The organism is Colwellia psychrerythraea 34H (assembly GCF_000012325.1).
Lineage (GTDB): Bacteria > Pseudomonadota > Gammaproteobacteria > Enterobacterales > Alteromonadaceae > Colwellia > Colwellia psychrerythraea_A.
Genome location: NC_003910.7, coordinates 2,532,624 through 2,558,435, shown reverse-complemented (window position 1 = coordinate 2,558,435; position 25,812 = coordinate 2,532,624). Strand labels below are relative to the sequence as shown.

Below are 25,812 nucleotides of genomic sequence, written 5' to 3'. Positions count from 1 at the left end.
TGAAATAATCTTCTTTAGTCATCTCCTGTTTTGATCTCAATATAAGAAATGACCAAGCGCTTTATAATAAAAAAGCCCCTACATTACTGTAGAGGCTTTCTTTTGTGTCAGTGAAATCTAGTTTACATTATCAGCTGTAAGCCACTCTTGATATTAGGGTGAAACAGGACTTCTTACACAACTAACATAATTATAATCCGTAACACTTGATGATGATTGCACTACACCCATGCCTAAATCGATTACCTTATAGGTCGTACCTGAATCCTCTGTTGTTGATGTCCAATAATTTTCACCAACTGACCAGTTGTACTTGGTATAAAACTCATAGTCGACAGCAGGATCTGCAGTTTTATCGTTCCATAGTTTCGTCAATTCTGTAGAGGTAGGTAAACGGTAATTGGTATGTTTATTATAAACTAGTTCCTGACAAACACTTTCAGCTTCGTCGTAAGTTAGCATAATAAAAGATTGATTATCTGGGCCACTCATACCATCTTCAATATTGACTTCTTCACTGGTAATAGTTAACTGTAATTGCTCTACATCAAACTCTAGGAATGTTCCAGTAAAACTTAAATTATCGGAACTCAATACTTGCACTGCACCTAGGTTAGCATATGCAGGGTCATGTTCACCGCCAAGACCACCAACAGTTACATTCACAAACACCTGTTCAGTCTTCTTAAGTCCATTGTAAAATTGATTTGTAATCAGTCCTGTTTGAGGATGAATCGAAGCTGCAGAGTCTGAGTCTGAATTGTCAAGCAAGTCACTTATAGACCAAAAAATATCCTCTTGGTTATTTAGTATATGTTTTGATCTATCAGTATATTCCCCTATTGCAATGTATTGATGTGTTTGGCCTGGAACAAGGTATAAATCATTTGGTACCGTTGTAATAGTAGCCGTGACTAATTCAGCATCAGAAATAGTAAATTGTTGTATATCTGAAAAAAATTCTCCCTCTGCATCTGTATAACTTAGGGTAATATTTACCTTACCAAGGCCAACAGCGGTTAACATACCATCAGGATCAACTGTCGCAAAATCAGTGTTATCACTTTCCCAGTTTATATTATCTTCATCCGTGATGACTTTATTGATGCTACTGCTAAAATAGCCTCTTGCCGTTAATTGTGAACGAAGACCAATAGGAAATGAATCTTGATCTGGCTCTATGTCGACACTTAACAATATTTCGGATGTAACCGTAACAGGAATTTCACCAATAATAGTCCCAAATGTGGCCCTTACCCCAGCATTTCCAGAAGAAAGGCCTCTGAACGTTCCTTTCGGCTCTATCGCTTCTAAAAACGTATGATTAACGGCAAGCCAAGTGACTTTATCAGTCATAGGACCCGTTGAATCGTCAGAGTAAGTTCCTTCTGCGGTAAAATTGAATGTGTACCCAGCAGGAACACTAGTTTCACCTGGGATCTCTGGCGAGACAGTCAAACTAACTAAAGTTGCATTAGTTACCGTTAATAATGAAGAACTTTGCAACCCTTGAAAATTAACCGATATAGTAGTTTCCTCTGCAGACAATGTTTCAGCAATGCCTGTCAGGCCATCGATTTCAGCAACAGTTGGATTACTACTTGCCCAAACTATATCATTACTATCTAATTCATCATTAGTCTCGTCACTATATGTTGCAAAAACTTGATACTGTACATCTACGCCAAGAACTACGGTATTTACTTCTGAATAGAGCTGAATTTCAACAACTTCCGCTGGTGTAATCGTTATGTCAATAATACCCGTAACAAATTCACCTTCAGCATTTTGCGCACCATTATAAAGCGCATTAATTGTTGTTGTCCCTTCACCAACTCCAGTCACAACGCCAAAATAATCGACAGTAGCAATGCTTTCATCATCACTAGACCATGTGGAGCTTGTGCTCGAAGCGCTACGTGTTTCAGAATCCGAAAATGTTGCTTCGCCTTCTACCAGTTGGCTAACACCAACGGCAAACGAAGTATCAGTTGCATTAAGATCAATGTTGGTTACATATACGGAAACTGAGGGGGCGCTACTACCACTATCGCTTCCACAGGCTGTGATGAAACATAAAAGAGTGATTAAGAGAAGTCCTCTTAATTGATGAATAGAGTTAAACATGAAAAATTGCTTCCTTGTAAGTTGTTTTATGGGATAACACGTAGACAGGCGTCTAACTTTGTCTCGTATTAAAGTTGAAATATAATGAAGGTATTCTATCAATAATGGTGTGACTAAAGTATGCAGATTCCGAAAGGTAGTGATGTCTTAAGAGCAGTTTTTAGACCTGTTATTATTATTTTTTGACTCAATATTAAGGAGGGATTTTAATATGCTCAATGCTAAGAGCTGATTTAACTTGATTGAAGTATATTCAAAAGTGGCTTGTTCAATGAAAAACATCTTGGAGTTTTTCGCTTAAAAAACTTATTCAATTTGAATGATATAAATTTGTTTACTACATATATTTATATCACTCTATTATTCAATTAACTATTCAATTAATTAACTGGCTAAACTTTGCCGTGCTACCTAATGCCTCGGCATCTTTTACAACATGTGCTAACAGCCTATCTATTGTAGGACTGCCAGCAGCAGGTGCAGTACCGTGATGTTCTGCAGAGAAAACATAACCATTAACGTTATTACCTTCTCTATTTACCCCATTAGCTTTTAACGCAACTAGCTCAACAGTATCTTTATCAATACCATATTGAACTTTTGAACTGAAACCTAACTTTGGTGCCACTAACACTTTAATGTCACTAGGATTAAATTGTGACTTCATAGCTGCCATCATTAATCGTTTGGCAATGGCTTCAGACACAATATAAACATGCCCTATTCCTTCACCTTTCCCATCCACAGAGTTGATGGTTCCAGAACATGAGAATAAAGAGAGTGAAAGTATGGATAAGGTGATTAGTTTTACTATATATTTCATAATATTCCCAAATAATTACTGAATCGTTTGTTAGTTAATAGGTCAAAAAGCTGTTATTCGCATAACGCACGAACTTTAACAAGCGCATGATCTATTTCTTTATCATTCTTAGCCGTTAACACTAACTCTCTCGCCTCTTTGCACTGTTGTGCTTGAAATTGTTGCTGCGTGACAACTTCGGTTGAGGTCAGAACTTGATGACCCTTGTATTGGCAAAATGCTGAAGACACCCCACGAACATTGGTGTGTTTACCTTGAGTTTCTATCGCGACACAACGACCTTCACCAATACCGCCTTCTTGCATCGCAATTTTTCGCTCATTTCCATCCACATTGATAGTATATAAAAATACACGTCGATCGCCCTCCATAATGGAGGTAATAGCGAACCCTAGTGCTGCACCATTTAAGGTATAAAGAGCACTATCACCTATGGCCAAACCCAGAGCACCACCAACAATAGTGCCTTCCAATATTTTTGAATCCGCTGTTGTTATCAGTACTGACGCCACATTGCCATAAACGATGTCATGACCCTCTTTCGCTTTTACATTTAAGGTGACTGCTAGACTTATCCACGCAACCATAGTGGTAACTTTAATTAAATTCATCTTTATCTCCCGCGTTAAAATTGCGAATGCATGTCGTTTAATGCTTGGTGTAAACTATCATCATCGTGGTCTATTAATGGCTCATTCAAGCTCTGTTCATTCAGATCGTCATCTAATACAGCTAAATCATGATGGTGCTTATCGTCATCAAGTGGGCTATCAAAAGCATCAACTTGATTGGTATCTACCATATCTGCATCAGCCTCATTACTACTCAACACTTGCATATCAGGTAAGTTGCTCATAGTTGGTGCTCCATCCTTTGGTGCGATATCTTGAGGACTAATTCCAATCATCTGCAAGTAGTGATCGATAGGGGAACTTGTTACGGCAATGCTGACCGCCACTGGTGCTTCTGATACTGGTAAAATTGCTACTGGATCAGCTTGCGCTTGTTCTGTTGCACTCACTGTCGATGGTTCTTCATGGTCTTTATTAGCAGTTACATCAGAATCAACATTATCAGCAACGACGATAGCATCTAGATCTAGGCTGACATCAGCAATGAAATCACTTTGGGGCTCATCATGAGCATCAACTACCTGAGATGGAGGAGCTGGATGATTGAATGTTGGGGTCACGGTCATATCCAACACTTCTGAGCCTAAAGTTAGTTTACCACTGTGACCGGGGCCACGACTCAATATGTTTACCTGAACATGCATAATTACATCATCATGATGTGAGCCCTGCAGAGCTACCTCAAACCTGTCTTCATGAACGCCAACCGTTGATGCAGAGCCGTGTGGCCCGCTATGGGTATTGGCATGTTCTTGATAGTTCAATTGGCCAGTCTTTGGATTTATCGATAAAGTGCCCCACTGACTACTATAGCTCGTTTCATAGTGGCCATTAACCAGTATTTTCCAGCCCTGCTCAGCGACAGGAACTGGCGTTTGTGTTGGCATTAATGTAGGTATTCCTAAAGAAGCACCAATATGATGACTACCAGGTGGTGCTGTAACGACTATGGGCTCAGGTTTAGCATTGGCTGCCATATTGAGAGCAGAGTTACTATTACCGTACTCATCAGTCATGATGGCTTTTACAATGCCACTAGGTGCTACTTCAAGGGCGATACCGTGAGCTAAGCTATTTGCATCTAGTACATGGTCAACGCCATTAACACTGAGGTGTTCGCCTACTTTTGCGTCGGCTGAAGCATGAACTGTCGCGGTAACGGTACCCGCATGACCTTGAGCAATCTCTGCTTTACTATAAGCGTTGTCGCTGCCAGCGCTCTCAAAGGTAATGGTTGGCATACCTACTTTTGTGTCGGTGTCATAATGCATAACTTGCGTAGCGTTTGCAGTATTACCCGCATTGTCGATCGTTACAACGCTAGCCGTTATTGATGAATCAGAGGCTAACTCAGCACCAGCGATGTTTACGCTAAAGTGTCCGCTATGATCAACTGTTGCGGCATAACTATGTTGCCCGACGACCAAGCTAATGATATCGCCTTGGTGAACATCACCACTTACTTGACCTGTTACGCTAATATCGGTACCGCTCTCTTGTGCATTGATGACATTGTCGCTAGTGATAGGATCAATTTGAATCGTTACACTTGCTTGGGTATCAATTTGAACATCAAGCACTGATGACACAGCTGGCAGTATAGATGATGGCCCTAAGGCTTTTGCTGATAGACTATGAAGACCTTCAACTAAGTTCGATACTGTTACACTAAAATCTCCGCTGGCATTAGATAATGCGTGGCCTACCGGGGTATTACCGTCATAAATGCTCACTTTAGAAAAGGGAATATCAGTATGGCCAGTGATAGTTGGTGTGGTGTCATTGGTTAAGTCATCGTTGTTAGCACTACCTGAATCACTCGCACTACTTAAATCGATACTGACATGATTGCTTGTTGGCGTATTAATAACGGTATGCCCTGCAGGCAAGCTATTTGTTACAACTGGTTGATGCGGCACGCTGCTGCGAATCACTAAGTTGCCTGCCGTAGTGCTACTCACTGTGGCTTGCGCACTAAAGCTGATATATTTTCTCGCTACACCGCCATGGTTATCGCTCACCTGTACTTCAAAGATGTCGACGCCAGTATAAGTTGAAGTAGCTGAATTGTAGTTCATATGGGCTACTGAATTATGCTGGGTGTAGGTGTAGGTACCGCTATCAGGGTCGATAGACAAGTGACCAAAACTCCCTGTTGTTTGCGGTGCTGAGAAGCTAAGTGAGTCGCCAATATCGACATCCGTAGCGACTAAGTTACCTTGAATGTGATTTGTTTGGTTAATTGTCAGGGTCGGCAAGTCGTTTACTGCTGTAACACTTAATAGTGCAGTGTGACTAATTGAGTCTTGATGCCCGTCATTAGCAACATAACTAAAGTGAGCATCTCCATTGAAGTTTAACGCGGGCTTAAAGATAAGCTTATCAATATTGTTTGCGGTAATAGCTTGTCCTTGAGTGACAACGTGACCATTGAGGAGCAGAACACCGCTTGAGGCATCAGGGATTTTGGTGATAGTTAGATGATCAAGCGCATCACTGTCGCTGTCTTGATAATCGAAGCTTGCGGCACTAAATTGCAAATCAGTATCCTCATTAGTGCTGGTTGTCAGTGTTTGTACGGTAGGTTGATGATTTACATTAATATGAATATTTAAATTACTTTGACTATTGTCGTGATAGTCGCCATGGACATCAACGATACGATAGATAAATCCTGGGGTATCGCCATTGAAACTGGGATCGGGTATAAACGTATAATCCCCATTAGGGGCAATGGCAATATGACCAACACCTGTGATGCTCACATCTTGTCCTGCATGGACGGTCACATAATGGTGGCTACTAGGATCTTTAAACTGTAAATCTTGTAAAATGAGCTTCGCACCATCGTCTACATCGGTAGCCCCTTGAAGTAAATTGCCAGTCACCGGCCCACTAAATTGATCTGAGTTTGCGCTAAAGCTCTGAATCGCTGGACGATCGCTAGTCCCCGTTATAACAACCTGTGCTTGTTGGCTTGATTGATGTGCACTGCTGCCAGTGCCTTCTTGCAGTTGGTAGTTAACCAAAACCTTGTGTTGAACGCCATTAGCAAGATGATCATAAGCTACGTTAGCGGGATCCACTTCTAAGGTATGCCCATCAGCCGCTAAGTTGAATCCTGGCGGAATTTGACTGCTAAAATTAACGCCATCAGTAGAGTATTGTAACTGACTGATACCGTTACCTTGGATGCCTGCGAATAGATTTAACCCTTGCACTGCGCCAGCTTCTTGCAATTGCAAGCTCGGGGTATCGCTGTGACCCTGTATTGTAATTGCAATGGTTTCGCTGGCACTACCATCGGGTGAGATAACCGTTAGCGTATCAGTTAATTGTTGCCCTGCTTCTAAAGCATTAACTGTCGAAGAAGCGTTATTAAGTGCGTAATGCCAGCTGCCGTTTTCATCAAGCGTTAGCTGACCATACTGACCAGAGATTTGCGTATTGGCTGCAAACTTATCTTCGCCGGCATCTGGGTCAATCAAGGTTAAGTGGCCTGATATCACATTGTTGGTAGAATCTTCCGTAATTTCAGCTGAAATGTTCGACTGAGATTGTCCATCCATGGTAGCAACATCATTCACTGGATTGATATGCAGTGTATTAGTCGCCTCTTGTGAATCAGTATGTCCATCGTTGACAGTGTAAGAAAAATTCAAATCTCCATTAAAATCATTCGTAGGTACAAACTGTAATTTACTGATATCTGAAGTGGTTATTACTTGGTTCTCTGATACATCATGACCATCAAGCACAAATATTCCTGCTGTCGCACTTGGCAGATTCGTAAGGGTGATTGAATGAAGCGTGTCGCCTGAATCAACATCGGTAAAACCAAATTGATTGGCTTGCATTTGATAGTTAACATCCTCACTGCCATTAGATAAGTTTACGTGATTAACTGTTGGGGCGTCATTTGTACCAATAACATTGATGTGAAGATCGTAAGGAGTACCATCTCGGCTATGTACCCGATAAATAACCTCCTCTGTTTGACCTTCAGCTAACTGTTGCAAGCTAGCATTATCAACATGATAACCCCAGTTTCCACCGCTATCTATACGCAGTTCGCCACCAAAAGAATCTTGAACTTTAGTTTCACCGAACTGACTATATTGGAATGAGTTTTCACCACTATCAGGGTCAACCACATTAAGTGTTCCACTTGCAAGCTCGGTTACCATGCCTGCATTACCACTGCTATTAGGGCCATCTTCAACAATACTACCTGTGTTCACCTCGGTAATTACTGCACTATCTCTAACAGCCGCTAATGTTGTTGTTGCTCCAGTATGCGTAATACCTCCATGGGTGTCTTTTACATCATAAGTGAAATGAACTTGACCGTTGTAATCTTGCTCTGGATGAAAAGTATATGTACCGTTATTATTGTCACTAATAGTCCCATGATCTGCGACTAAATTAGCAATATTCAACTTACCTGCATCATTGTCATCAACATCAGTTGCATTCGCGAGTAGATCAATAGCATTGAGTTGTATATTGGTGTCTTCGCTACCATGTGCTATTTGAACCTGTGCTGAAACTACCGGCGCATCATTAGTTCCATGAACCGTAACAGTAATATCTTTCTGCGCACTACCGTCAATAGAGTCAACGGTGAAGGTCTTTTGATAACTTTCACCAGCTCCCAAGTGTTGCACTTTGTCATTATCGATTGTGTACGCCCAATTACCACGGGGATTTATAAAAAAGCTCCCGCCTTCAGAAGTAGTGATATGTTGTGCAATAAAACCAGCTTGACTATGATCAGGGTCGATAACATATAAATTACCACCACTGTATATTTGATTAGGTGTACTTCCTGGAGAAATATTGTCTTCATAAGCATGATTATCAAACCTAGAATATCGGCCGACTTCAATCCTAGCTTGATTATCTTCGCCAATCACCTTAACCATAATTGTTATTTTTTGTCCCTCATTGGTTTTAACCTCGTAAGGTATTTCCATTGACTCGCCAGCATGCAAACTACTGATAAGATCATCCGCATGGCGATTACTGGCGCCTTGTAATCTAAATTGATAAGAGCCATCAGGCCAAACATCAAAATGACCTGGCTCGTAGCCTAGCCCAAGATACTTACCGCTAAAGGTAAACTGGGTATTATCACCGCTATCAGGATCAATAAGCTGAAGGTTACCTTTGTAAATATGAAATTGACTATCTAGCGCTTGCGTTTCGGTTAATTGAATAACATTAGAAACCAGTGTGGCTTTATCATCAGTACCTTCAATGGTTAAATTGGCTGTTTGTTGAGTATGACCACCTTGTCCATCATTTACTTGATAAGCAATGGTGATTGTTTGTGACTGACCATTGGCCAGATGTTGATAAGCAGAGTTAGTTGCATCGACAATTATAGTATGACCATCTGTAGACAACGATAATCCTGCAGGTAACTGTGAAGAGCTAGAAGAACCATCGATAGAGTAAGATAATTGATTAATACTTAATGCGTCACCCTCTTTGTCTGAAGCGCCCAGTAATAAATCTACGGTATGATGATTACTAGCATCCTCTTTAACGCTATCAGTTATTGGTAAAACATCAGGATTATCATTAATGGCAGCGAGTGTTGTGCTAGCACCGGTATGTGTCACACCACCATGGGCATCTTTTACGTCATACGTAAAATGTACTTCACCGTTGTAGTCTTGTTCTTGAGTAAGTGTATAAGTGCCATCGTTGTTATCGACAATGGAACCATGATCCACCAGTAAATTATCAATTCTGAGCTGACCTGCATCATTACTGTCGACATCAACCGTATTAGCTAATAATTGTGCAAGAGTAAACGTTTGGTCGATATCTTCAGTGCCACTTTGTAAAGAAACTTCTGAAGAGCAATATGGTCGGTCGTTACTGCCATGAATAGTGATAAAAATATCATGCTCGGTTCCGTCTTTAGCGCGAACTGTAATCGTATCGGTAAGTGAGTCGCCATCACCTAATTTATCAATAGCTGTACCCACCGTACCAGGCATAGCGCCGTTATGTCGGTTTCCTGCATTAACGTTATAGTGCCATCCGCCATCCGCGTTTAATACAAGTTGGCCATAAGTGCCGTGATAGGTATACCCATATCCATGACCACCACCTTGATTGGTATCAAATTCATTTTCCCCTGTATCGGGGTCAGAGATATTCAACTTACCATCAGCATATAACATTGCGCCGGTTAAATGTCCCATACCAGCAAGAGCCTGATCAGGTGACATATCTTTACCTGCAGTATTTTCAGTCACACTGCCAGTGTCGACGCCACTGATAATTGCATTATCTTGAACAGCTGTTAACGAAGTCGTTGCAAGCGCTTGAGTGGCTCCGCCATGTGCATCTGTGACGTCATAACTGAAAAAGACTTCACCGTTGTAGTCTTTTTCAGGACTAAAGCTAAAAGTACCATCTTTATTATCAATAATAACGCCATGATCAGCGACTAGATTGGCAATACTTAATTGACCGACATCATTGTGATCAATGTCAGTCGCATTAGCGAGTAATTCGACTGAAGACAATTGTATGTCAGTATCTTCGGTACTAGGTGCTAGATGAACTGCTGCGGAAACTTTAGGTGCATCGTTAGTACCATGAACCGTGACTGTCAATAATTGGCTAGCAGTACCATCTTTAGAATGTACAGTATGCGTCTCTGTAAAAGACTCTCCAGCACCTAATTGTTGAACTGAATCTATGGCATTATCAATCTTATAACTCCAACTACCATTTGCGTTTATACTAAATTCACCATGGTGTGCGGTAGTTATTGTTTCAGGCTGTAGTTCGGCATCACCATGATCGGGATCGACCACTCTTAACATTCCACCCGCATATAAATGGGTTTGACTCGCAGGGACAAAATGCTCTTCTGTAACATTCTGGCTCGCAGGTAAGGCTTGTGGCATGCTGACTTCGATTCGAGCATTATCATTTTCGCCATGAATGGTTACGGTAATCAATTTTGTTTGACCGTCGCTGGTTTTAACTTCATGTTGGTCAGTTAAGGTTTCACCTGCTTTAAGGGCATCTATTCTATAATTTGAATGGTGATTACGCGCCATATCGAGATCATATTCATAATGCCCATCAGGCCAAATAGTTAACGCTCCATAGCCCTGAGTTCCTTGGTTACTAGAAAAAGTAAACTGTGTATGATCATTAGTATCAGCGTCAACTAAATTCAGTGTACCGCGGACCTTGCTACCCAATTGGTAATAAGTATGTAATGCCTCCCCTTCAGTCATATCGATATGTGATGAAACTAACGTTGCTTTGTCATCTGTGCCTATCATAGTCAGAGTGGCTACCGCTGGAGTTTGACCACCATGGTTATCATCGACCATATAGTTTACAACGATATCTGCTTTTTGCCCTTCGCTAAGATGCTGGAAGGTAGGGTTCTGACTATCAACAACAAGAGTATGGCCATCACTTGCAAAGCTAACACCTTTTGGTAATGGGCCTGTTCTCCCTTCAAAAGTTATTTGGACTTGACTAATAGAGAGAGTATCACCCTCGACGTCGGTGGCATTACCGAGTAAGTTCACTTGGTGTTGCTGTTCGGTGCCTTCAGTTAGACTATCTGTGATTGGTTTTACATCAGGATTATCATTAATGGCTTGTAAAGTTGTACTTGCTCCAGTGCGCGTAATACCACCATGGGTATCTTTCACATCATAAGTAAAATGCACTTGACCGTTGTAGTCTTGATCAGGATTAAAACTAAAGGTACCATCCTTGTTATCAACAATACTGCCGTGATCAGCAGTTAAATTCTCGACACTCAACTGTCCTAAATCGTTAGCATCAATATCGCTGGCATTGGCTAAAAGTTGCGCTGAAGATAAGTTAATAACAGTGTCTTCGCTACCCGGGCTTAATTGAACTTCTGAGCTACAAAAAGGCGCGTCGTTTGTTCCATGAATTGTCACAGTTACAACATGACTAGTACCATCTATCGATGTGACTGTTACTGTGTCAGTTGTACTTTCGCCTTCACCTAGGTTTTGTATAACACTTTTTCTTGTATCAATTCTATAAAACCAAGTTCCATCTGAGCCTATACTAAGATATCCGCCTAACGCACTGACAATAGGATGAAGTTCAGGGTGCCCTGCATCATTAATAAAACCATAGTTCTTAACATGAAAATGATTTTCTCCAGCATCAGGATCACTAATATGCATTTGACCATGCGTTTCTATCATATTTGCATTGCCTGCTACTACAGGGCCTACATTAATATCTTCTTTTACATCTCCACTGTCTTGTCCTGTAATGACTGCGTTATCTTGAATAGCTGTTAACGAAGTTGTTGCACCTGTATGTGTTAGACCACCATGAGAATCTTTTACATCGTAAGTGAAATGCACTTGGCCGTTGTAATCTTGATCTGGATGAAAGGTAAATGAACCATCAGCATTTGTAGTCACCACGCCATGATTTGAAGTGATGGAATCAACCTGTAATTGATTTAAATCATTGCTATCGATATCACTTGAATTTGCTAATAATTGCGTTTGAGTAAGAATAATATTGGTATCTTCTGTCCCTGTTTGCAGTATAACTTCAGCAGATACCTTTGGTGCATCGTTAGTACCTTGTATTGTTACGACAATATCATGTGTTGTTCCATCCGCGGAGCTAACAGAAATAGTATCAGTGATACTTTGGCCTAATCCTATCGATTGAACTGCACTCGATGAATTATCAACGGTATAGTTCCAGAAACCATTTTCATTTAAGATAAAAGTTCCATGAGCCTGGTCAGTTTGCTGACCAACAAAATGAGATTCTCCCTTGTCAAAATCACTTACTGTTAATTGACCATGTGTTGCGATTCCATGATGTATAGCCGTGTGACCTTTAAGCGTATTTACCGCATTAGCATTAATATCCTCAGTAACGCTAGCCGTTGAAGTACCGCCAATAATGGCTGTATCGTCCGTGCCATTAATGGTGACAGTCACCTGTTGTTCCGTGCCATCAATGGAGTGAACCAAGACCTTATCAGTAACCGACTCACCCGTTTTGAGACCTTGAATAGTTGGCTGAGAGTTATCCGCGGTATAAGTCCAGTGTCCTAAATTGTTAATGGATAAGGTACCAAACTGACCTTGCAGTGACTCTGCTGAAAACTGTGCTTGGCCGTTATCTTCATCAGTTACAGTAAGTGCGCCATCAACACGTAGCAGACCTGACTGAACATCTTTATCTTCAGTCAGGCTTGCTGTTGAAGTGCCTGCAATAACAGCCTTATCATCCGTACCATTAATGGTGACTGATATTTGTTGGGAAGTGCCATCAACTGAATGCACTAATACCGTATCAGTAACTGACTCACCCGTTTTTAAGCCTTGAATAGTCGGCTGTGAATTATCTGCCGTGTAGATCCAATGACCAAGATTGTTAATGGATAAGGAACCGAATTGACCTTGTAAAGACTCCGCACTAAACTGCGCTTGACCATTGTCTAGATCGGTAACGGTTAACGCACCATCGATACGTAGCTGACCCGCGTGAACGTCTTGATCTTCGGTTAATTGTGCTGTCGAAGTCCCGGAAATTACCGCTTTATCGTCTGTACCGTCAATAGTGATGGTGACTTTTTGCTGTGTGCCACCGAGCGAATGCACAAGCACTGTATCGGTTACCGACTCACCGGTTTTTAAGCCTTGTATGGTGGGCTGAGAGTTATCCGCAGTATAAGTCCAATGACCTAAGTTGTTAATTGATAAGGAACCGAATTGACCTTGTATATTTTCAGCGGAAAATTGATTCTCACCCGCATCAACATCAGTTACCGTTAGCGCGCCATCAACACGAAGTTGTCCTGAGTGAACGTCTTTATCTTCAGTAAGCGAAGCAGTGGAAGTACCAAATATAATACCTCTGTCATTTGTACCTTCAATTAGTGTTGTTAGTTTAGCTGTTGTTGTATTACCTGCATTGTCTTTAATTTCATAGTAGGCAAAGTCTTCGTGATGTTCACCTGCTCGAAAACTTTGTACTTTCGTATTATCTAATTCATAGGTATAACTACCATCGGTCTTAAAATGATATATACCAAATCGACCAACAAAATCTGTTGTTGTAACATGAGTGCTATCTTGGTCATCGTTACCTAACACATTGCCTGATGTAGCCAAAGCCCCTTGATCTTCAACTGCTGTACTTTGATCATCCTTTGCAAATATCGAAGTATCCACAAGATAATGCTGCTCTGTCGATACGGTTAAAGAGTGCCCTTCTGCATTATTCACGGTCAATTCGGCAATAACTTTATCTTCATTCAATAATGAAGAGCCTGATACTGCTATTTGAAATATCCCATTAACTACCACACCGTTAAAAACTTGATTACCAATGATTAACGTCACTAAATCATTATCTTTTACGTCCCCACCTACCGTACCTGTTATTTGAACTAATGCTGAAGATTCTACCTTATTGATGGTGTTATCTAGCGTAATTTCATTAAGTGTAATAACCGCAGAAAGCGGTATCTCTTGGCGTAGAGGCTCAGGAACTTTTTGTTGGATTTGTTCAGGTGGTTGCACAGCAACTATTTGCGGGATTTCTTTTGATAACGCTTGTGTGGAACCACCAGCTTTAGCTTTATCAGTTAACTGTTCAGTAGCATTAGCTAGTGCTTCTGGCGTTATTGTTTGATTCAGAGGTGGTATTTTATTTGCAGATTCTTTTAAAGCATTAATAGAATTATTGCTCGCTGTATTTTCATTACCTACTTGCGAACCCACATTATATTCACTGGAAAAATGAACGGTTGCACCTTCTGGTGTTGTTACCCCACCTCCTTTGCCTATTCGAGTCAATTGAGGTGTTTTTGCATTACCCTCGGTTTGCTCTGACGTTTCATCTTGATTAGTAACCGAATCGCTGGTGTTTTCATTTAAAGATTTACTTGTATCATCGATTAAGCTGCTCTGTTCTAAATTGCTCGCTAATAAATCAGAGTCATCCGTATGTTCTTCGGGACTTGCCTCTACCCCTGAATTTTTTTGATTCTCAGCTATCAGTATTGATGACTTGTCTGCAACCAAATCAGCATTAGAAGCACCTTGATAGGTAGATGTGCTTTTAAACTCTTTCGCTTTTAAACGCTCTACATCTTTATCCGTTTTAAGAGCTTTTTCTTGAGATAGTTTTAAATCACGCGCTTTTTTGGCTTCTTCTTTACCAACTTCATCTTTTGGATTTGATTTATCTTTATCGTTTGTCATAGTAAAGCCTCTTATCTTTCACCAAAAGCACTAGTTACGTTAGTAAATACTGGTTTCCATAAATATTGAAATATTGTTTTATCACCCGTAACAATATCAGCCTCACCTGTCATGCCTGGAATTAACTCTAAGTCACCAGGATTTTTGCCAAAATAGGGTTTATCAATGGCAATTTGCACCTTATAAAAAACACCACCTCTTTCATCTGCATCTGTACTTGGTGATATTTTTTTAACTATACCGTCTAAAGCGCCATATCGACTGTAATCAAAGGCATCGATTTTAATTCTGGCCTTTTGACCGATAGAAACAAAACCAATATCTCTTGGGGATAATTTAGCTTCCAGCAATGCTTTCTCTGTAACGGGGACAATAACTGCTACTGTCCCCCCAGGAGGAATAACACTGCCAACGCTACTACTGGGTATTGACTGAATAATGCCATTAACAGGCGCAACAACAGTGCTTTGTGAAACATCTGAATCTGATGATCTTTGTCTTGCTTCAACGGCAAGAATTTCACCTTGTGTTTCTGTTAATGTTTCACCTACAAGTTTTAAGAGAGACGCTTTCTTATTATTAAGTTGCTCATTTAAATTAGACATATTTTTAGACAGCACTTGCTCTTTCCCTTCTAAAACACTCAATTCACGTTGGTATGAATCAAGTTTTTGTTGGGTTTCTAAAAGCTTTAACTGCGAGATACCACCCGTTTTAGCAAGGGTTGTCATCATTGCTAATGTTTTTTCAGAGGCAATAATTTGATCTTTTAATGCCGGAATTTCTTTTTCTATCGCATGATATTCTGCTTGAGATTTAGCCACGTCAGATTTTGATAATGACTCAATAGCAACAAGCTCACTATTCATACTACCTAATGCTTGACGTTGTTGAAGTGCTAACCTTGGATATACTTCGTTATAATCATTAAAATCGGCCTCTCGTCTTTCTTTAAAAGCCGATAATCTTTCTTTTTTCATCATCAAATTAGCATATTTACTTGCCAGCTCTTCTTTTGCAGATTGACTATTAATAGCAATAAAATTGACTAAAACATCGCCTTTTTTGACCACGTCCCCTTCTTCGACAACAATCGCATTAATAGTACCGCCTAACTGACTTTGAATAACTTGTCGATGTCCAAGAGGAACAACCTGTCCTTGTGCTTTCGCTATTTCCTCAACTTTTGAAAAAATAGACCACAGTAATAAACAAAATATTGAGCCTAAAATCATATAGGTTATATTTCTGATCACTTTTCGTTCTATCGGGGCTTCAATAGCATCAGAAAACTCATGTTCGGGCCATTGACGGTTAGCAAGTTGGCGGTTATTCATGATTTGATGACTCCATTTCTTGTGAATTTTTTTCAGGGATTGGTCCTGCATAAACAACGCTACCTTTATCTAAAACAATCACTTTATCTGCCAGTTTGATTAACTCTGGATCATGACTACTAAAGACAATTGTCGCCTTTCCTTTTAAAGCTAAAATCGTATTGCTAAAGGCTTTTCTTGCTTGAGGGTTTCTGTTTGCTAAGGGTTCATCTAAAATAATAAAGTTAGACTTTTTAAGAAATGCTCTCGCTAAGTTTATATAACTCCCTTCTACGGCCGAAAGCATGTTTGACGCGTTGTTTTCTAACATGATGTTCAAATTTGAATTGAGCGCGATAAATAATGATTCACCTCCTGCATGTTTTAATGCAGCAATTAATTCTTCATCAGTCGCGTCAGGTTTTGCAATGCGCAAGTTATCCGCTAACGTACCTGGAAATAAATCAGGCTCTGCGGGGCAATATCCTGCGTATTCTCTAAAGGTTTCAGGGTCATATTGTTTTAAGTTTTTATTATTCACCATAATAAAACCCGCCTGAGGTTCAACTACGCCAAGTAAAGACAATAACAAGGATGTTTTGCCACAGGCATTAGGGCCAATCACGGCGACGCAATCACCTGATTCAATATCAGCCGAGACACCTGATAATACGGGCTCTTGATTCGCACTGTATCTCAAGGTTATTTGGTTTATTTTAATCGTCGGCGCAGTTTCTCTGTCGGGTTGCTCCATTCGGTATTCATTTTGTTCTGGACTTGCCCCCATGAACCGATCGAACTGTTGAATAGCACCACTCATCATGGTGAATTTTTGCCCTGATGAAAAAGCTAATTGAGCAGGTCCGGTAATTCGCCAAATCAACATCACACAGGCGATTAAAGCACCAGCGGTAATGCTTTGATTTAAGACTAAGAAGATCCCCGTAAATACAGTCGCTAACGCCGTAAGCATACTCAATGCATGAGCCGTAGCCGTTTTTAATCCGTTACGTTTTGCGAAAAGGAAGTTTTGTCTACAAGATTCTCGACACTGCCTAAAAAACTCAACTCTTCGTGCTTCAGTTTGTCCACTGGCTTTAAGTTGCAACACATTTTTAGATAACTCATTAATAGAGTTTTGATATTCACTGTTTATGGTCGGCACTACACGTGCGGTATAGCGATTCAGTAACTTCATCACTAAGTAATAGACAAACAGCATAATAATAGGGACTAAGACTAACCAGCCACTTAACAAGGCAATGGCTGAAAAAGCAATGATGGTGAAGGGTAAATCGATTAACCCTGCACCACCGGGTCCTGAAACCATGCCTCTTACTTTTTCCGCATTTCTCATTCTTGCGATGTGATTTGACAGACCAACGCGAGACAATACCATCAGCGGCATTCTTAATAGTCTACTAAAGGTTATATCTGATAAGTCACGCGCAAACTTATTACTAGCACTGGCCACTATTTTGGCTCTAATAAGCCGACTGCCAATTAATATGGCTAAGGCGATAAAGGCGCCTAAGGCTATTTGAGGTAGTACATCGGGTGCTTGTCCACCAATGACTCTGTCATAAACAGACATAGTAAATAAAGGTACTGCTAATCCCGTTAAACTTGATAACAAACTCAGCCAAAATACTGGTTTATACCATTTCTTTTGTTTTGATAAATGCTGTGAAAAGGTTTTACTTGAAGATTTCTTAGTTGGCAGGTTTTCTATAATAATGACTTTTGCCTGCTCAAAATCTTTCCTAAAAGAAACCCGTTGCCAAGACTGTTCACTCGTTAACTGCTCATATTGATTATTTTTACGTCGTGAAACAAAAGCCTCATCTTCTTGAGGAATAACCAAAAAAGGTAATAACGTATGGTCTATATCCTTTTTGTTCATTGGCCGCACATGAAAATTAAGACTGTATTTTCTTAAAACATCTAAGAGTTCAGTGGTATCTAATTTATCTAGCCGCGTGTCTACAGAAATGCTATTCGCTTGAGAGTGCAAACCTAACTGTTGCAATAGTGCGATTAATGCAACTTTAAGGTCATTATGATTATTCATGAGTTGACCCTCTTTTTTCAGACAATACCGTATTTTCCCCTTCCTCATTTGTCAGGGTCATTGTGACATCGCTAATTTCCGATAATTCATCAAAGTAGGAAACCGCTAACATGGTCATCTCACCTTTAAGTGATCGAAGTAAGGTTAACAACCTTGCTTGGGAGTCTGAATCAAGTGCAATCATGGGTTCATCCAACAACAGAATAGACGGACTTTGTACCATGGCGCGTATTATCGCCATTAACTTTATAGCGCCTTTACCAATCATCTTATTGTTGTCTTCTGTTACCTGTGTTGCATAGCCTGCAGGTAATTGTGCGATGGTATTTGTTAACCCTAAAACGTTAGCGTATTGCATTGCTAAACTTTCGTATTGCGGTTGAAACATGGTCATATTTTCTAATAAGCTGCCTGCAAATAACGTTGGCCAAGGTGGAACATACAAAACCGATTGACGAAATTCATTTGCTGCATGTTCGGCTATCTCCACACCATCAATAGAAATACTGCCAGCATTTACATGTTTAAATAAGCCTAACGTTTGCAGTACTGCGCTTGCATGCGTTAGAGGATTAGATTGAATAGTACAAAGCTGACCGGTTTGGATAGTTAATGATAGTTGAGTTAGTTTTGCGCCCATGTGTTCAAAGTTAACCGCCTTAAACTGTATAGGACCTAATGGCAGTTTTTCGTTATAAATTTTGGCACTAGTAAATGCTTCTTTGGGTAGTGACAATAATTCATCCACATTAGCCATGGCCACTTTTGCTGTCGCGATTCGAGAACGAAGACTGACAATAGCACTTAGGGGAGCAACAGCCCTACCCGCTAAAATTGAACAGGCTGCTAAACCACCCGTTGTTAAATCACCATTTAATACTGATAAACAACCCAGTAACACTAAGATTAACGTTGTTGCCTGGGAAGCACCTTGAATTAATTCTTGCAGTTTGGCTGATAACCAATCTATTTTCTCTTGCTCTGCTAATCGTTTAAAATTTAATTCACGGTATTCTCGCGATAAACGTTGCTCTAGTGCTAACGCTTTTACTGTCGTAAGGCCTGATAATACATGAAGTAAGATTGATGAACGCTGGCTGTCTGTTGCCGATAATTCATCCGTTACTTTTGATAGGTTTTTACTTATCAGTAACACCAACGAAATAACAACAAACCAAACTACGATGGGGATAAAAACTAAAGGTCCGCCAATATAAGCTACTAAACCGAGAAAAATTAGAACAAAGGGAAAGTCCATCATCGCAACGGCAGCTTGCCCTGAATATAAATCTCTCATTGTTGCGATACCCGACAAGCTATTGAATAAGCTTCCACTACCCATTTTATCTAGAGGTTGGTGATCGGCTTCCATTACCTTATTAACAACATTTATCGTGGTTTGTAATTCAAAGTTAGCCGCAGAAGAGGCAAGCACCCAGCTTCTTGCGTACCGAAGAAACAGCTCAAGTAATATGGCTATGGCGACCCCAATAACCAGGACGGTTGCAGTACCGTAACTCTGGTTAGGTAAAATTCTATCGTAAATTTGTAGCATGGTGAAAGGCAGCGCTAACGATAATAAATTGATAAATACTGATGAGAGCGAGAGTTGTGTTAACGCGGTGGTATTATTCAACAAGTTAAAAGTAGATTTCATTCCATTTAGTTCCTTACACTTACTTATTATTTTTATATATCATCACTTTATAGTAGTAGAAGCAGATGAAATAAAAAGTATTATCAAAAAAAACAATGAATATATTTTAAATAATTGTTTTCTTTGAAACCGACTTAAATTTCGACTTAAAACCACTTACATTCAATAACTTACTTCTTTGATGATGTAATAACAAGCATGTTCTTATTACTAAATAAATTTCATTAAATTTACTTAACGTTTAATACGCTGTGAATTGGTATTTAGATCATGATAGAAATGCCGGTACTCATCGGGTAATTAAGGATTAAGCAACTTGTTTACAAAGGAAGCTAGTATTAAATGATTCTACACGTCACTGGTTGTAGGCAACGCTATAAAATGTCATGCTCAGCTTCGCTCACCTTTTAGTCAGTTATGTGTACACTTTATAAAAAATAACTAAGTGAACTTAAATTATGGTCAACCTAATAAAACCTTATCTTATACAAGCACTGCTTAGTGATTTTATCGTCGAGTTAAAACGTAAATACGCTGATAAAAAACGCATTAAAAACAAGTTAAATCATCAGGTAACGGTTTATCTTGCCTTAGATGACCCTTACAGTTATTTATTACTGCAAACTCTTGCTGAGTTACAGCACAGATATCAAATAGAGTTCGATTTCAGAACTGTGCTTAACAAGCAAACAGAAATGTTTCCCGCACCAGAACTATGGGCAAACAATGCATTTCAAGATGGTGTGTTTTTAGCAAAGCTCTACAAGCTAAGCTTTCCAGAACAACCGCCTAAAGTGAGCCAGCAACAAACCTTTACTGCAACAGCTCAGCTACTCCATAATGAACTTCAACCGGAATATTTAACCAAAGCACTCGAAATATTTTCTAGCTATTGGCAAGGAGACAATGGCACGCTAGCCTCTTTGATTGATCCCGTGATACAAAACCATAACGAATGTTATCAGCAACATTTAAACAGTAACGAAGCAATGTTAAAACAACATGGTCATTATCAGTCAGCTATGCTGCATTATGGCGGTGAGTGGTACTGGGGAGTTGATCGATTACAGTATTTAGAAAAACGCTTAAATAATTTACAGCTGTCTGTTGATCAAAAAGTTCTTTTTGACCAAACCCATAACATCCAACAATCAGGCAATGCATTACCTGTTGCCAATGATGAAAAATCGCCTTTAATTATATATTGGTCAATACGCAGTCCTTATTCATATATTGGCTTGTTACGGGCAAAACGTTTAGCCGCTCATTTTCAAGTTCCCCTTGTGGTGAAACCAATATTACCTATGGTGATGCGACGTATGTTAGTACCAAAAACCAAACGTATGTACATTCTACAAGACGTAAACCGTGAAGCCACGGCTCTTGATATACCCTTTGGAAAGGTAGCGGATCCATTAGGACAAGGTGTAGAGCGCTGTTATGCATTATTTGAATACGCTACCGCAAATCAGTTAGGTGTTGAATTTTTATTAACCTACGCACAAGCTGTATGGTCAAAAGGGATATGTTCAGAAACTGATGCAGGATTAAAGCATATTGTCGAAAAATCGGGCCTTAACTGGTTTGAAGCTAAACAATACCTCGACGACAATCATTGGAAAAGTTGGGCTCAAAACAACTTACTCGCCTTATACCAGCATGATAAATGGGGAGTGCCTAGTTTTAGTTATGAAAATACTACGGTATTTGGGCAAGATAGATTATTACAAATACAATTTGCGATAGCATCTTCACAGCAGGAAGGTTAACGCTAATAAAAGTTGTTAGCTTCATAAGCTTTTAAATCTATGCTATTAACTCATATGCTGTTGTTGTCGCTTTAATGACTTGTTTTTAGTAATTGATTCAGTCTGTTCACCCGCATAAAGCTTGAGTCCATTAAAGAGACTTTTTAATTTCGTTGCCTCGTAGTCTAGTTCAATTTTTTCAATAACAAGGTGATGCTTTTCAGGAAATAATGCTTCTACCGATTGCGAAATCAGCTCAAATAACTTCTTCAGACTAATTTTATGAATTTGCCCTGTTTTATTGAAAATCCACTCGGTAATCGCCATAAAATCATCAAAAGGTTCGTCTGACAACATATGAGGTAAAGCGTATTTAAAACGCCCTGAATTACCAATCATATCCCAATATCGCGCAAAGCGGTTAATACGTTGCATGGTGCTAAAGCTCACCCTGTCTGTACTTAAAATATTAAAGGGCGGTAATGGATTAAAACGCAAATCGAATGATTCTGTGTGCCTTATAATTGGACTACCTTTCAAGCGTTTCAAAATGCCCATTTGAATCTCATGTGGACGACAATGATAGAGTTGGTTAAAACTATCTTTAAACGTATCGAAAGTTTCACCTGGTAAACCAAAGATGAGATCTGCATGAATATGTGCGGAGGTATTATCCCTTAACCACAATAAATTCTCTTTTGATTTTGCGTTGTTTTGCTTACGACTAATATTCGCTTGTACCTCAACATTAAAGGTTTGTATGCCAATTTCAAATTGCAAACTGCCCTCAGGAAACTGTGCTAACAATTCTTTTAATTTTCTTGGAAGGTGATCGGGTACCACTTCAAAATGTAGATAGAGATCCTCAGTCATTCTGTCTAAGAAAAACTGCATAATTTGCATAGTGGTATTAATGTTTAAATTAAAGGTTCTATCAATAAACTTGAAATTTCTGGCACCACGTTGATAAAGGATTTCCATTTGCTCAAGAAAGGCCGTCAACTCAAATGGCGTGGACGATTTATCTAAAGAAGATAAACAAAATTCACATTTAAACGGGCAACCGCGAGACGCTTCAACATATAGCAGTCGATGCTTTAGATCTTCATCGGTATAATACTCATACGGCAATGCTATTTCTTCTAGCGGAACAGGTTTCGAATTAAGCACTTTTTTATCAGGTGGCGTTTCGTTGATAATGTCTTTACACAGTTGGTAAAAACTAATATCTGCTGGTCCCGTTAAGACATAATCTGCACAGGCAACTATCCCTTGTTGCTCAGTTTCATAGCTCACTTCTGGGCCGCCCAAAACAACCTTAATTTCTGGTGCGATCACTTTTAACAAGTTAACTACATCAGTAGTTTCAATTATGTTCCAAATATAAACACCAAAACCAACGATATCGGGTTTTTTTTCTAATATTTGTTCAACGATATCAATGGCGCGAGTTTGGATAATAAACTCTTTTATTTCACAAAATTCCTGTAACTCTCTTAAGTTCGCGTAAAGGTAACGTAAACCAAAACTGGTGTGAAAGTACCTTGCGTTGAGTGTCGCAAGTACAATCTTAGGCGAGGTGTTATCAGTTTTCTGACTGCTTTGATGAGTAACCGCTTTGCCCTCTTTTATTGAGTCTGATTTTTTTGAAACAAGCGTACTATTTTCTGTGAGAGGAATTTGCGTAACGGTTAGTTCGAGATGATTGCTTTGCTCTGCCATACTGGATTTAAATACCTTAGATTAAATACCGCTAACGATAATGGTGCAATTATACGGTGAATGCTGACGTTATTCAGCAATATTGTTTATGCTTCCTAAAAGAGCTGATTATATGATGTTTTTTATCTATAACGAGCTAGGGAGTAGTTGGCTAAAAATAAAGTAAAACGCGAGCAACGGTAATCTTCTGTTGAATTGTTTTGTTATTTTATTGTTTGGTTTTAACCATTAAATTGGTCAAATTTTAATGATAATTCTGAGGCCATTTTATTTTGACCTTTAATTTTCAAGACTTCGATTATACATTCGATGGTGCATAGACCACCTTTAGGCTGATTAGCCCTGAGTCTGTATAATGAATCATTTTCCGTTTTCAAAGTGAATTGCGGAGCATTTTTTAAATAAGCACTTTGGTTGAATATTTTTTTTGATTCCTGCCATGTACCATCAATAATAATGATGTTTTCATATTCTTCAATGACTGCCAACGATTCAGTTTCTGATGATTCACCCATAGAATATAATAATACCGCCTCATTATTTTCTATTAACCGAGTAAGTTCTTTATTGGGATTTACTCTTTCCCAAAGTAACCGTTCAACAATTTCATTAGAATCGTCTATAGCAAGAGAGCCAGTATTGGTGCCTCTATGCAATTCACGTTCATGTGTTAGTAAAAATATTTTCATTTTTTTTGCATTGTTCCGCTTTTGGTTAGTGTTGAAAGACTTGTTCGCCAAATTTGAAGATGGGTAGCTCATAACCTACATTTATACCCAAGCTACTTCAATATGCAGGATTCAGCTGAAACTAGAATCTTGAAGTGGTTTGGGTATAGTTCTTAAAGTGCAATGTGCTGAGCCTTACTGGTATGCAATGGTTAATAGTATAATTGGCTAGCGTAAGCAGCGAAAGATAAACATAACAATAAACATAACAATGTACACAACAATGTCATAACTCAAATCGAAATATGTTTTGCTCTCAAAAAGGAAAAACAACAAGATTTAGCCTATAATTTAACCACCCAAAAAAGAGGAGTTATATTATGAGTAATCAACATTCTTGGGCATTATCAATGAATCAAATTGAAAATTGTAGTTGTAGTCACGGATGTGGCTGTCAGTTTGGCGGTTTCCCAACCAGTAAGGATGGTGGCTGTGAAGCAATACTAGGCTTTGAAATACTTAAGGGTCACTTCAACGATTTAGACTTAAGTGGTTTGAAAATGGTGTTTGCTGCCGCTTGGCCAAGTGCTATGCATGAAGGTAATGGCAAAGGAGCTCTTTTTATCGATAACAGTGCTAACGAAGAACAAGTCGGTGCGCTTGCTACCATAATGTCAGGACAAGCAGGTGGCATGCCTGTTGAGGTACTAGGTACTTTGTTTAGTGAATTTGATGGACCAATAATGGCTGATATTAAGTTAAATAGGCAAGACTATACATCAACGGTAACAATAGAGGGGATTATTGAGGTTGAACAAGAGCCACACATTAACCCCGTTACTGGCGAGATTAATGAAGTGCATATTTCCTTCCCTAAAGGTGGTTTTATGTGGAACGATGGTTTTGCCGGAAAAACCAAATTAATGAAAATTAACCATGGCAATATGGCTTTTAGTTACAGTGATACCTTTGCTGCAAATGCTGTTGTTAATTGGCCAAATGCTTAACTAAAGATGCATCAATGCCTGATAACAAAATGGTATTAATAAATCGAACTTTTATCATGATTAGTGTGTGCCTACTCATTTATTTGAGTTGGCATTACATGCTTTATGATATGACTATGAATATGGATCCAGTAGCAAGTTGGTCTGTGGCTGATGTATTCATGCTGTTTATCATGTGGGCTATTATGATGGCAGGAATGATGCTGCCATCGGCAATTCCAGTAATATTATTGGTTGATAAACTAAACCGACAACGAATTTCGTCAAATCAAACCTACACACCAACCATTATTTTTACCTTCGGCTATCTCATAACATGGTGCTTATACAGTGTAGTTATTACCTTTTTGCAGTATTTTCTCCACCATTTAAATCTACTGACACCCATGATGGATAGTGTAAACCTAAGCTTTAGTGCGTCAATTTTAATCATTGCTGGTGTCTATCAATTTTCTTCATTCAAACAAAACTGTTTAAATCTGTGTAGATCACCATTGTCTATGCTGAGTAAAGGTTGGCAAGAAGGTTTTAAAGGTGCATTACTCTTAGGCCTAAAACACGGCAGCTATTGCGTAGGCTGTTGTTGGTTTTTAATGACAATATTATTTGTAAGTGGGGTAATGAATCTAAAATGGATACTTATTTTAACGCTGATAGTTGTTGTAGAAAAAGTTATGCCAAAAGGAGAAATAATCAGTAAATACTTAGGTGCATTACTGATTATGTTGGGATTAAGTTATTGGTTCTAGGTACAACTCATCAATTGTGAGA

At 39.3% G+C, this 25,812-nt stretch carries 12 protein-coding genes; 3 read left to right on the top strand and 9 right to left on the bottom strand.

The genetic code is table 11. The features are described 5' to 3' along the window. Nucleotides 1-153: 153 nt before the first annotated feature. The 7 genes from CPS_RS10820 to CPS_RS10790 form a co-directional block, all read right to left on the bottom strand. Nucleotides 154-2,127, bottom strand: a complete 1,974-nt coding sequence (locus CPS_RS10820) for an Ig-like domain-containing protein (RefSeq protein ID WP_011043243.1) — start codon at nt 2,125-2,127, stop codon at nt 154-156. Between the two features lie 376 nt (nt 2,128-2,503). Beyond that, nucleotides 2,504-2,950, bottom strand: a complete 447-nt coding sequence (locus tag CPS_RS10815; RefSeq protein ID WP_011043242.1) for a hypothetical protein — start codon at nt 2,948-2,950, stop codon at nt 2,504-2,506. Between the two features lie 53 nt (nt 2,951-3,003). Further along, nucleotides 3,004-3,561: a hypothetical protein gene (locus CPS_RS10810; protein WP_011043241.1), complete on the bottom strand. Its 558-nt coding sequence runs from the start codon at nt 3,559-3,561 to the stop codon at nt 3,004-3,006. 14 nt (nt 3,562-3,575) lie between these two features. Then, on the bottom strand, nt 3,576-14,852 hold the full coding sequence (locus CPS_RS23735; protein WP_011043240.1) for a VCBS domain-containing protein: 11,277 nt from the start codon (nt 14,850-14,852) through the stop codon (nt 3,576-3,578). Nucleotides 14,853-14,863: 11 nt separating this feature from the next. Further along, nucleotides 14,864-16,189, bottom strand: coding sequence for an HlyD family type I secretion periplasmic adaptor subunit (locus tag CPS_RS10800; RefSeq protein WP_011043239.1), 1,326 nt, complete (start codon nt 16,187-16,189; stop codon nt 14,864-14,866). Next, the gene (locus tag CPS_RS10795) at nt 16,182-18,239 is read right to left on the bottom strand and encodes a peptidase domain-containing ABC transporter (protein WP_011043238.1); all 2,058 of its coding nucleotides are present in this window, start codon (nt 18,237-18,239) and stop codon (nt 16,182-16,184) included. Before CPS_RS10795 ends, CPS_RS10800 begins: the two co-directional genes overlap by 8 nt. Continuing rightward, nucleotides 18,232-19,896, bottom strand: a complete 1,665-nt coding sequence (locus CPS_RS10790) for an ABC transporter transmembrane domain-containing protein (protein ID WP_011043237.1) — start codon at nt 19,894-19,896, stop codon at nt 18,232-18,234. The genes CPS_RS10795 and CPS_RS10790 overlap by 8 nt, the downstream gene beginning before the upstream one ends. Before the next feature lie 458 nt (nt 19,897-20,354). On the opposite strand from CPS_RS10790, the gene CPS_RS10785 reads away from it, so the two are divergent. Then, entirely contained in the window at nt 20,355-21,665 is a 1,311-nt protein-coding gene (locus CPS_RS10785) for a DsbA family protein (protein ID WP_011043235.1), read from the top strand. A gap of 45 nt (nt 21,666-21,710) precedes the next feature. Here CPS_RS10785 and CPS_RS10780 read toward each other — a convergent pair whose 3' ends face one another. Further along, the gene (locus CPS_RS10780) at nt 21,711-23,366 is read right to left on the bottom strand and encodes a B12-binding domain-containing radical SAM protein (RefSeq protein WP_011043234.1); all 1,656 of its coding nucleotides are present in this window, start codon (nt 23,364-23,366) and stop codon (nt 21,711-21,713) included. A 221-nt stretch (nt 23,367-23,587) separates the two neighbouring features. Beyond that, nucleotides 23,588-24,055: a tRNA-uridine aminocarboxypropyltransferase gene (locus tag CPS_RS10775; RefSeq protein ID WP_041736913.1), complete on the bottom strand. Its 468-nt coding sequence runs from the start codon at nt 24,053-24,055 to the stop codon at nt 23,588-23,590. A 359-nt stretch (nt 24,056-24,414) separates the two neighbouring features. On the opposite strand from CPS_RS10775, the gene CPS_RS10770 reads away from it, so the two are divergent. Together CPS_RS10770 and CPS_RS10765 are read left to right on the top strand one after the other, a co-directional pair. After that, entirely contained in the window at nt 24,415-25,041 is a 627-nt protein-coding gene (locus CPS_RS10770; protein WP_011043232.1) for a DUF1326 domain-containing protein, read from the top strand. A gap of 14 nt (nt 25,042-25,055) precedes the next feature. After that, on the top strand, nt 25,056-25,790 hold the full coding sequence (locus CPS_RS10765) for a DUF2182 domain-containing protein (protein WP_011043231.1): 735 nt from the start codon (nt 25,056-25,058) through the stop codon (nt 25,788-25,790). The last annotated feature ends 22 nt before the right edge of the window (nt 25,791-25,812 follow it).

Coding starts and splice junctions, on each gene's coding strand:
- CPS_RS10820 (WP_011043243.1), bottom strand. CDS start 2,127: ATGTTTAACTCTATTCATCAATTAAGAGGACTTCTCTTAATCACTCTT.
- CPS_RS10815 (WP_011043242.1), bottom strand. CDS start 2,950: ATGAAATATATAGTAAAACTAATCACCTTATCCATACTTTCACTCTCT.
- CPS_RS10810 (WP_011043241.1), bottom strand. CDS start 3,561: ATGAATTTAATTAAAGTTACCACTATGGTTGCGTGGATAAGTCTAGCA.
- CPS_RS23735 (WP_011043240.1), bottom strand. CDS start 14,852: ATGACAAACGATAAAGATAAATCAAATCCAAAAGATGAAGTTGGTAAA.
- CPS_RS10800 (WP_011043239.1), bottom strand. CDS start 16,189: ATGAATAACCGCCAACTTGCTAACCGTCAATGGCCCGAACATGAGTTT.
- CPS_RS10795 (WP_011043238.1), bottom strand. CDS start 18,239: ATGAATAATCATAATGACCTTAAAGTTGCATTAATCGCACTATTGCAA.
- CPS_RS10790 (WP_011043237.1), bottom strand. CDS start 19,896: ATGAAATCTACTTTTAACTTGTTGAATAATACCACCGCGTTAACACAA.
- CPS_RS10785 (WP_011043235.1), top strand. CDS start 20,355: ATGGTCAACCTAATAAAACCTTATCTTATACAAGCACTGCTTAGTGAT.
- CPS_RS10780 (WP_011043234.1), bottom strand. CDS start 23,366: ATGGCAGAGCAAAGCAATCATCTCGAACTAACCGTTACGCAAATTCCT.
- CPS_RS10775 (WP_041736913.1), bottom strand. CDS start 24,055: ATGAAAATATTTTTACTAACACATGAACGTGAATTGCATAGAGGCACC.
- CPS_RS10770 (WP_011043232.1), top strand. CDS start 24,415: ATGAGTAATCAACATTCTTGGGCATTATCAATGAATCAAATTGAAAAT.
- CPS_RS10765 (WP_011043231.1), top strand. CDS start 25,056: ATGCCTGATAACAAAATGGTATTAATAAATCGAACTTTTATCATGATT.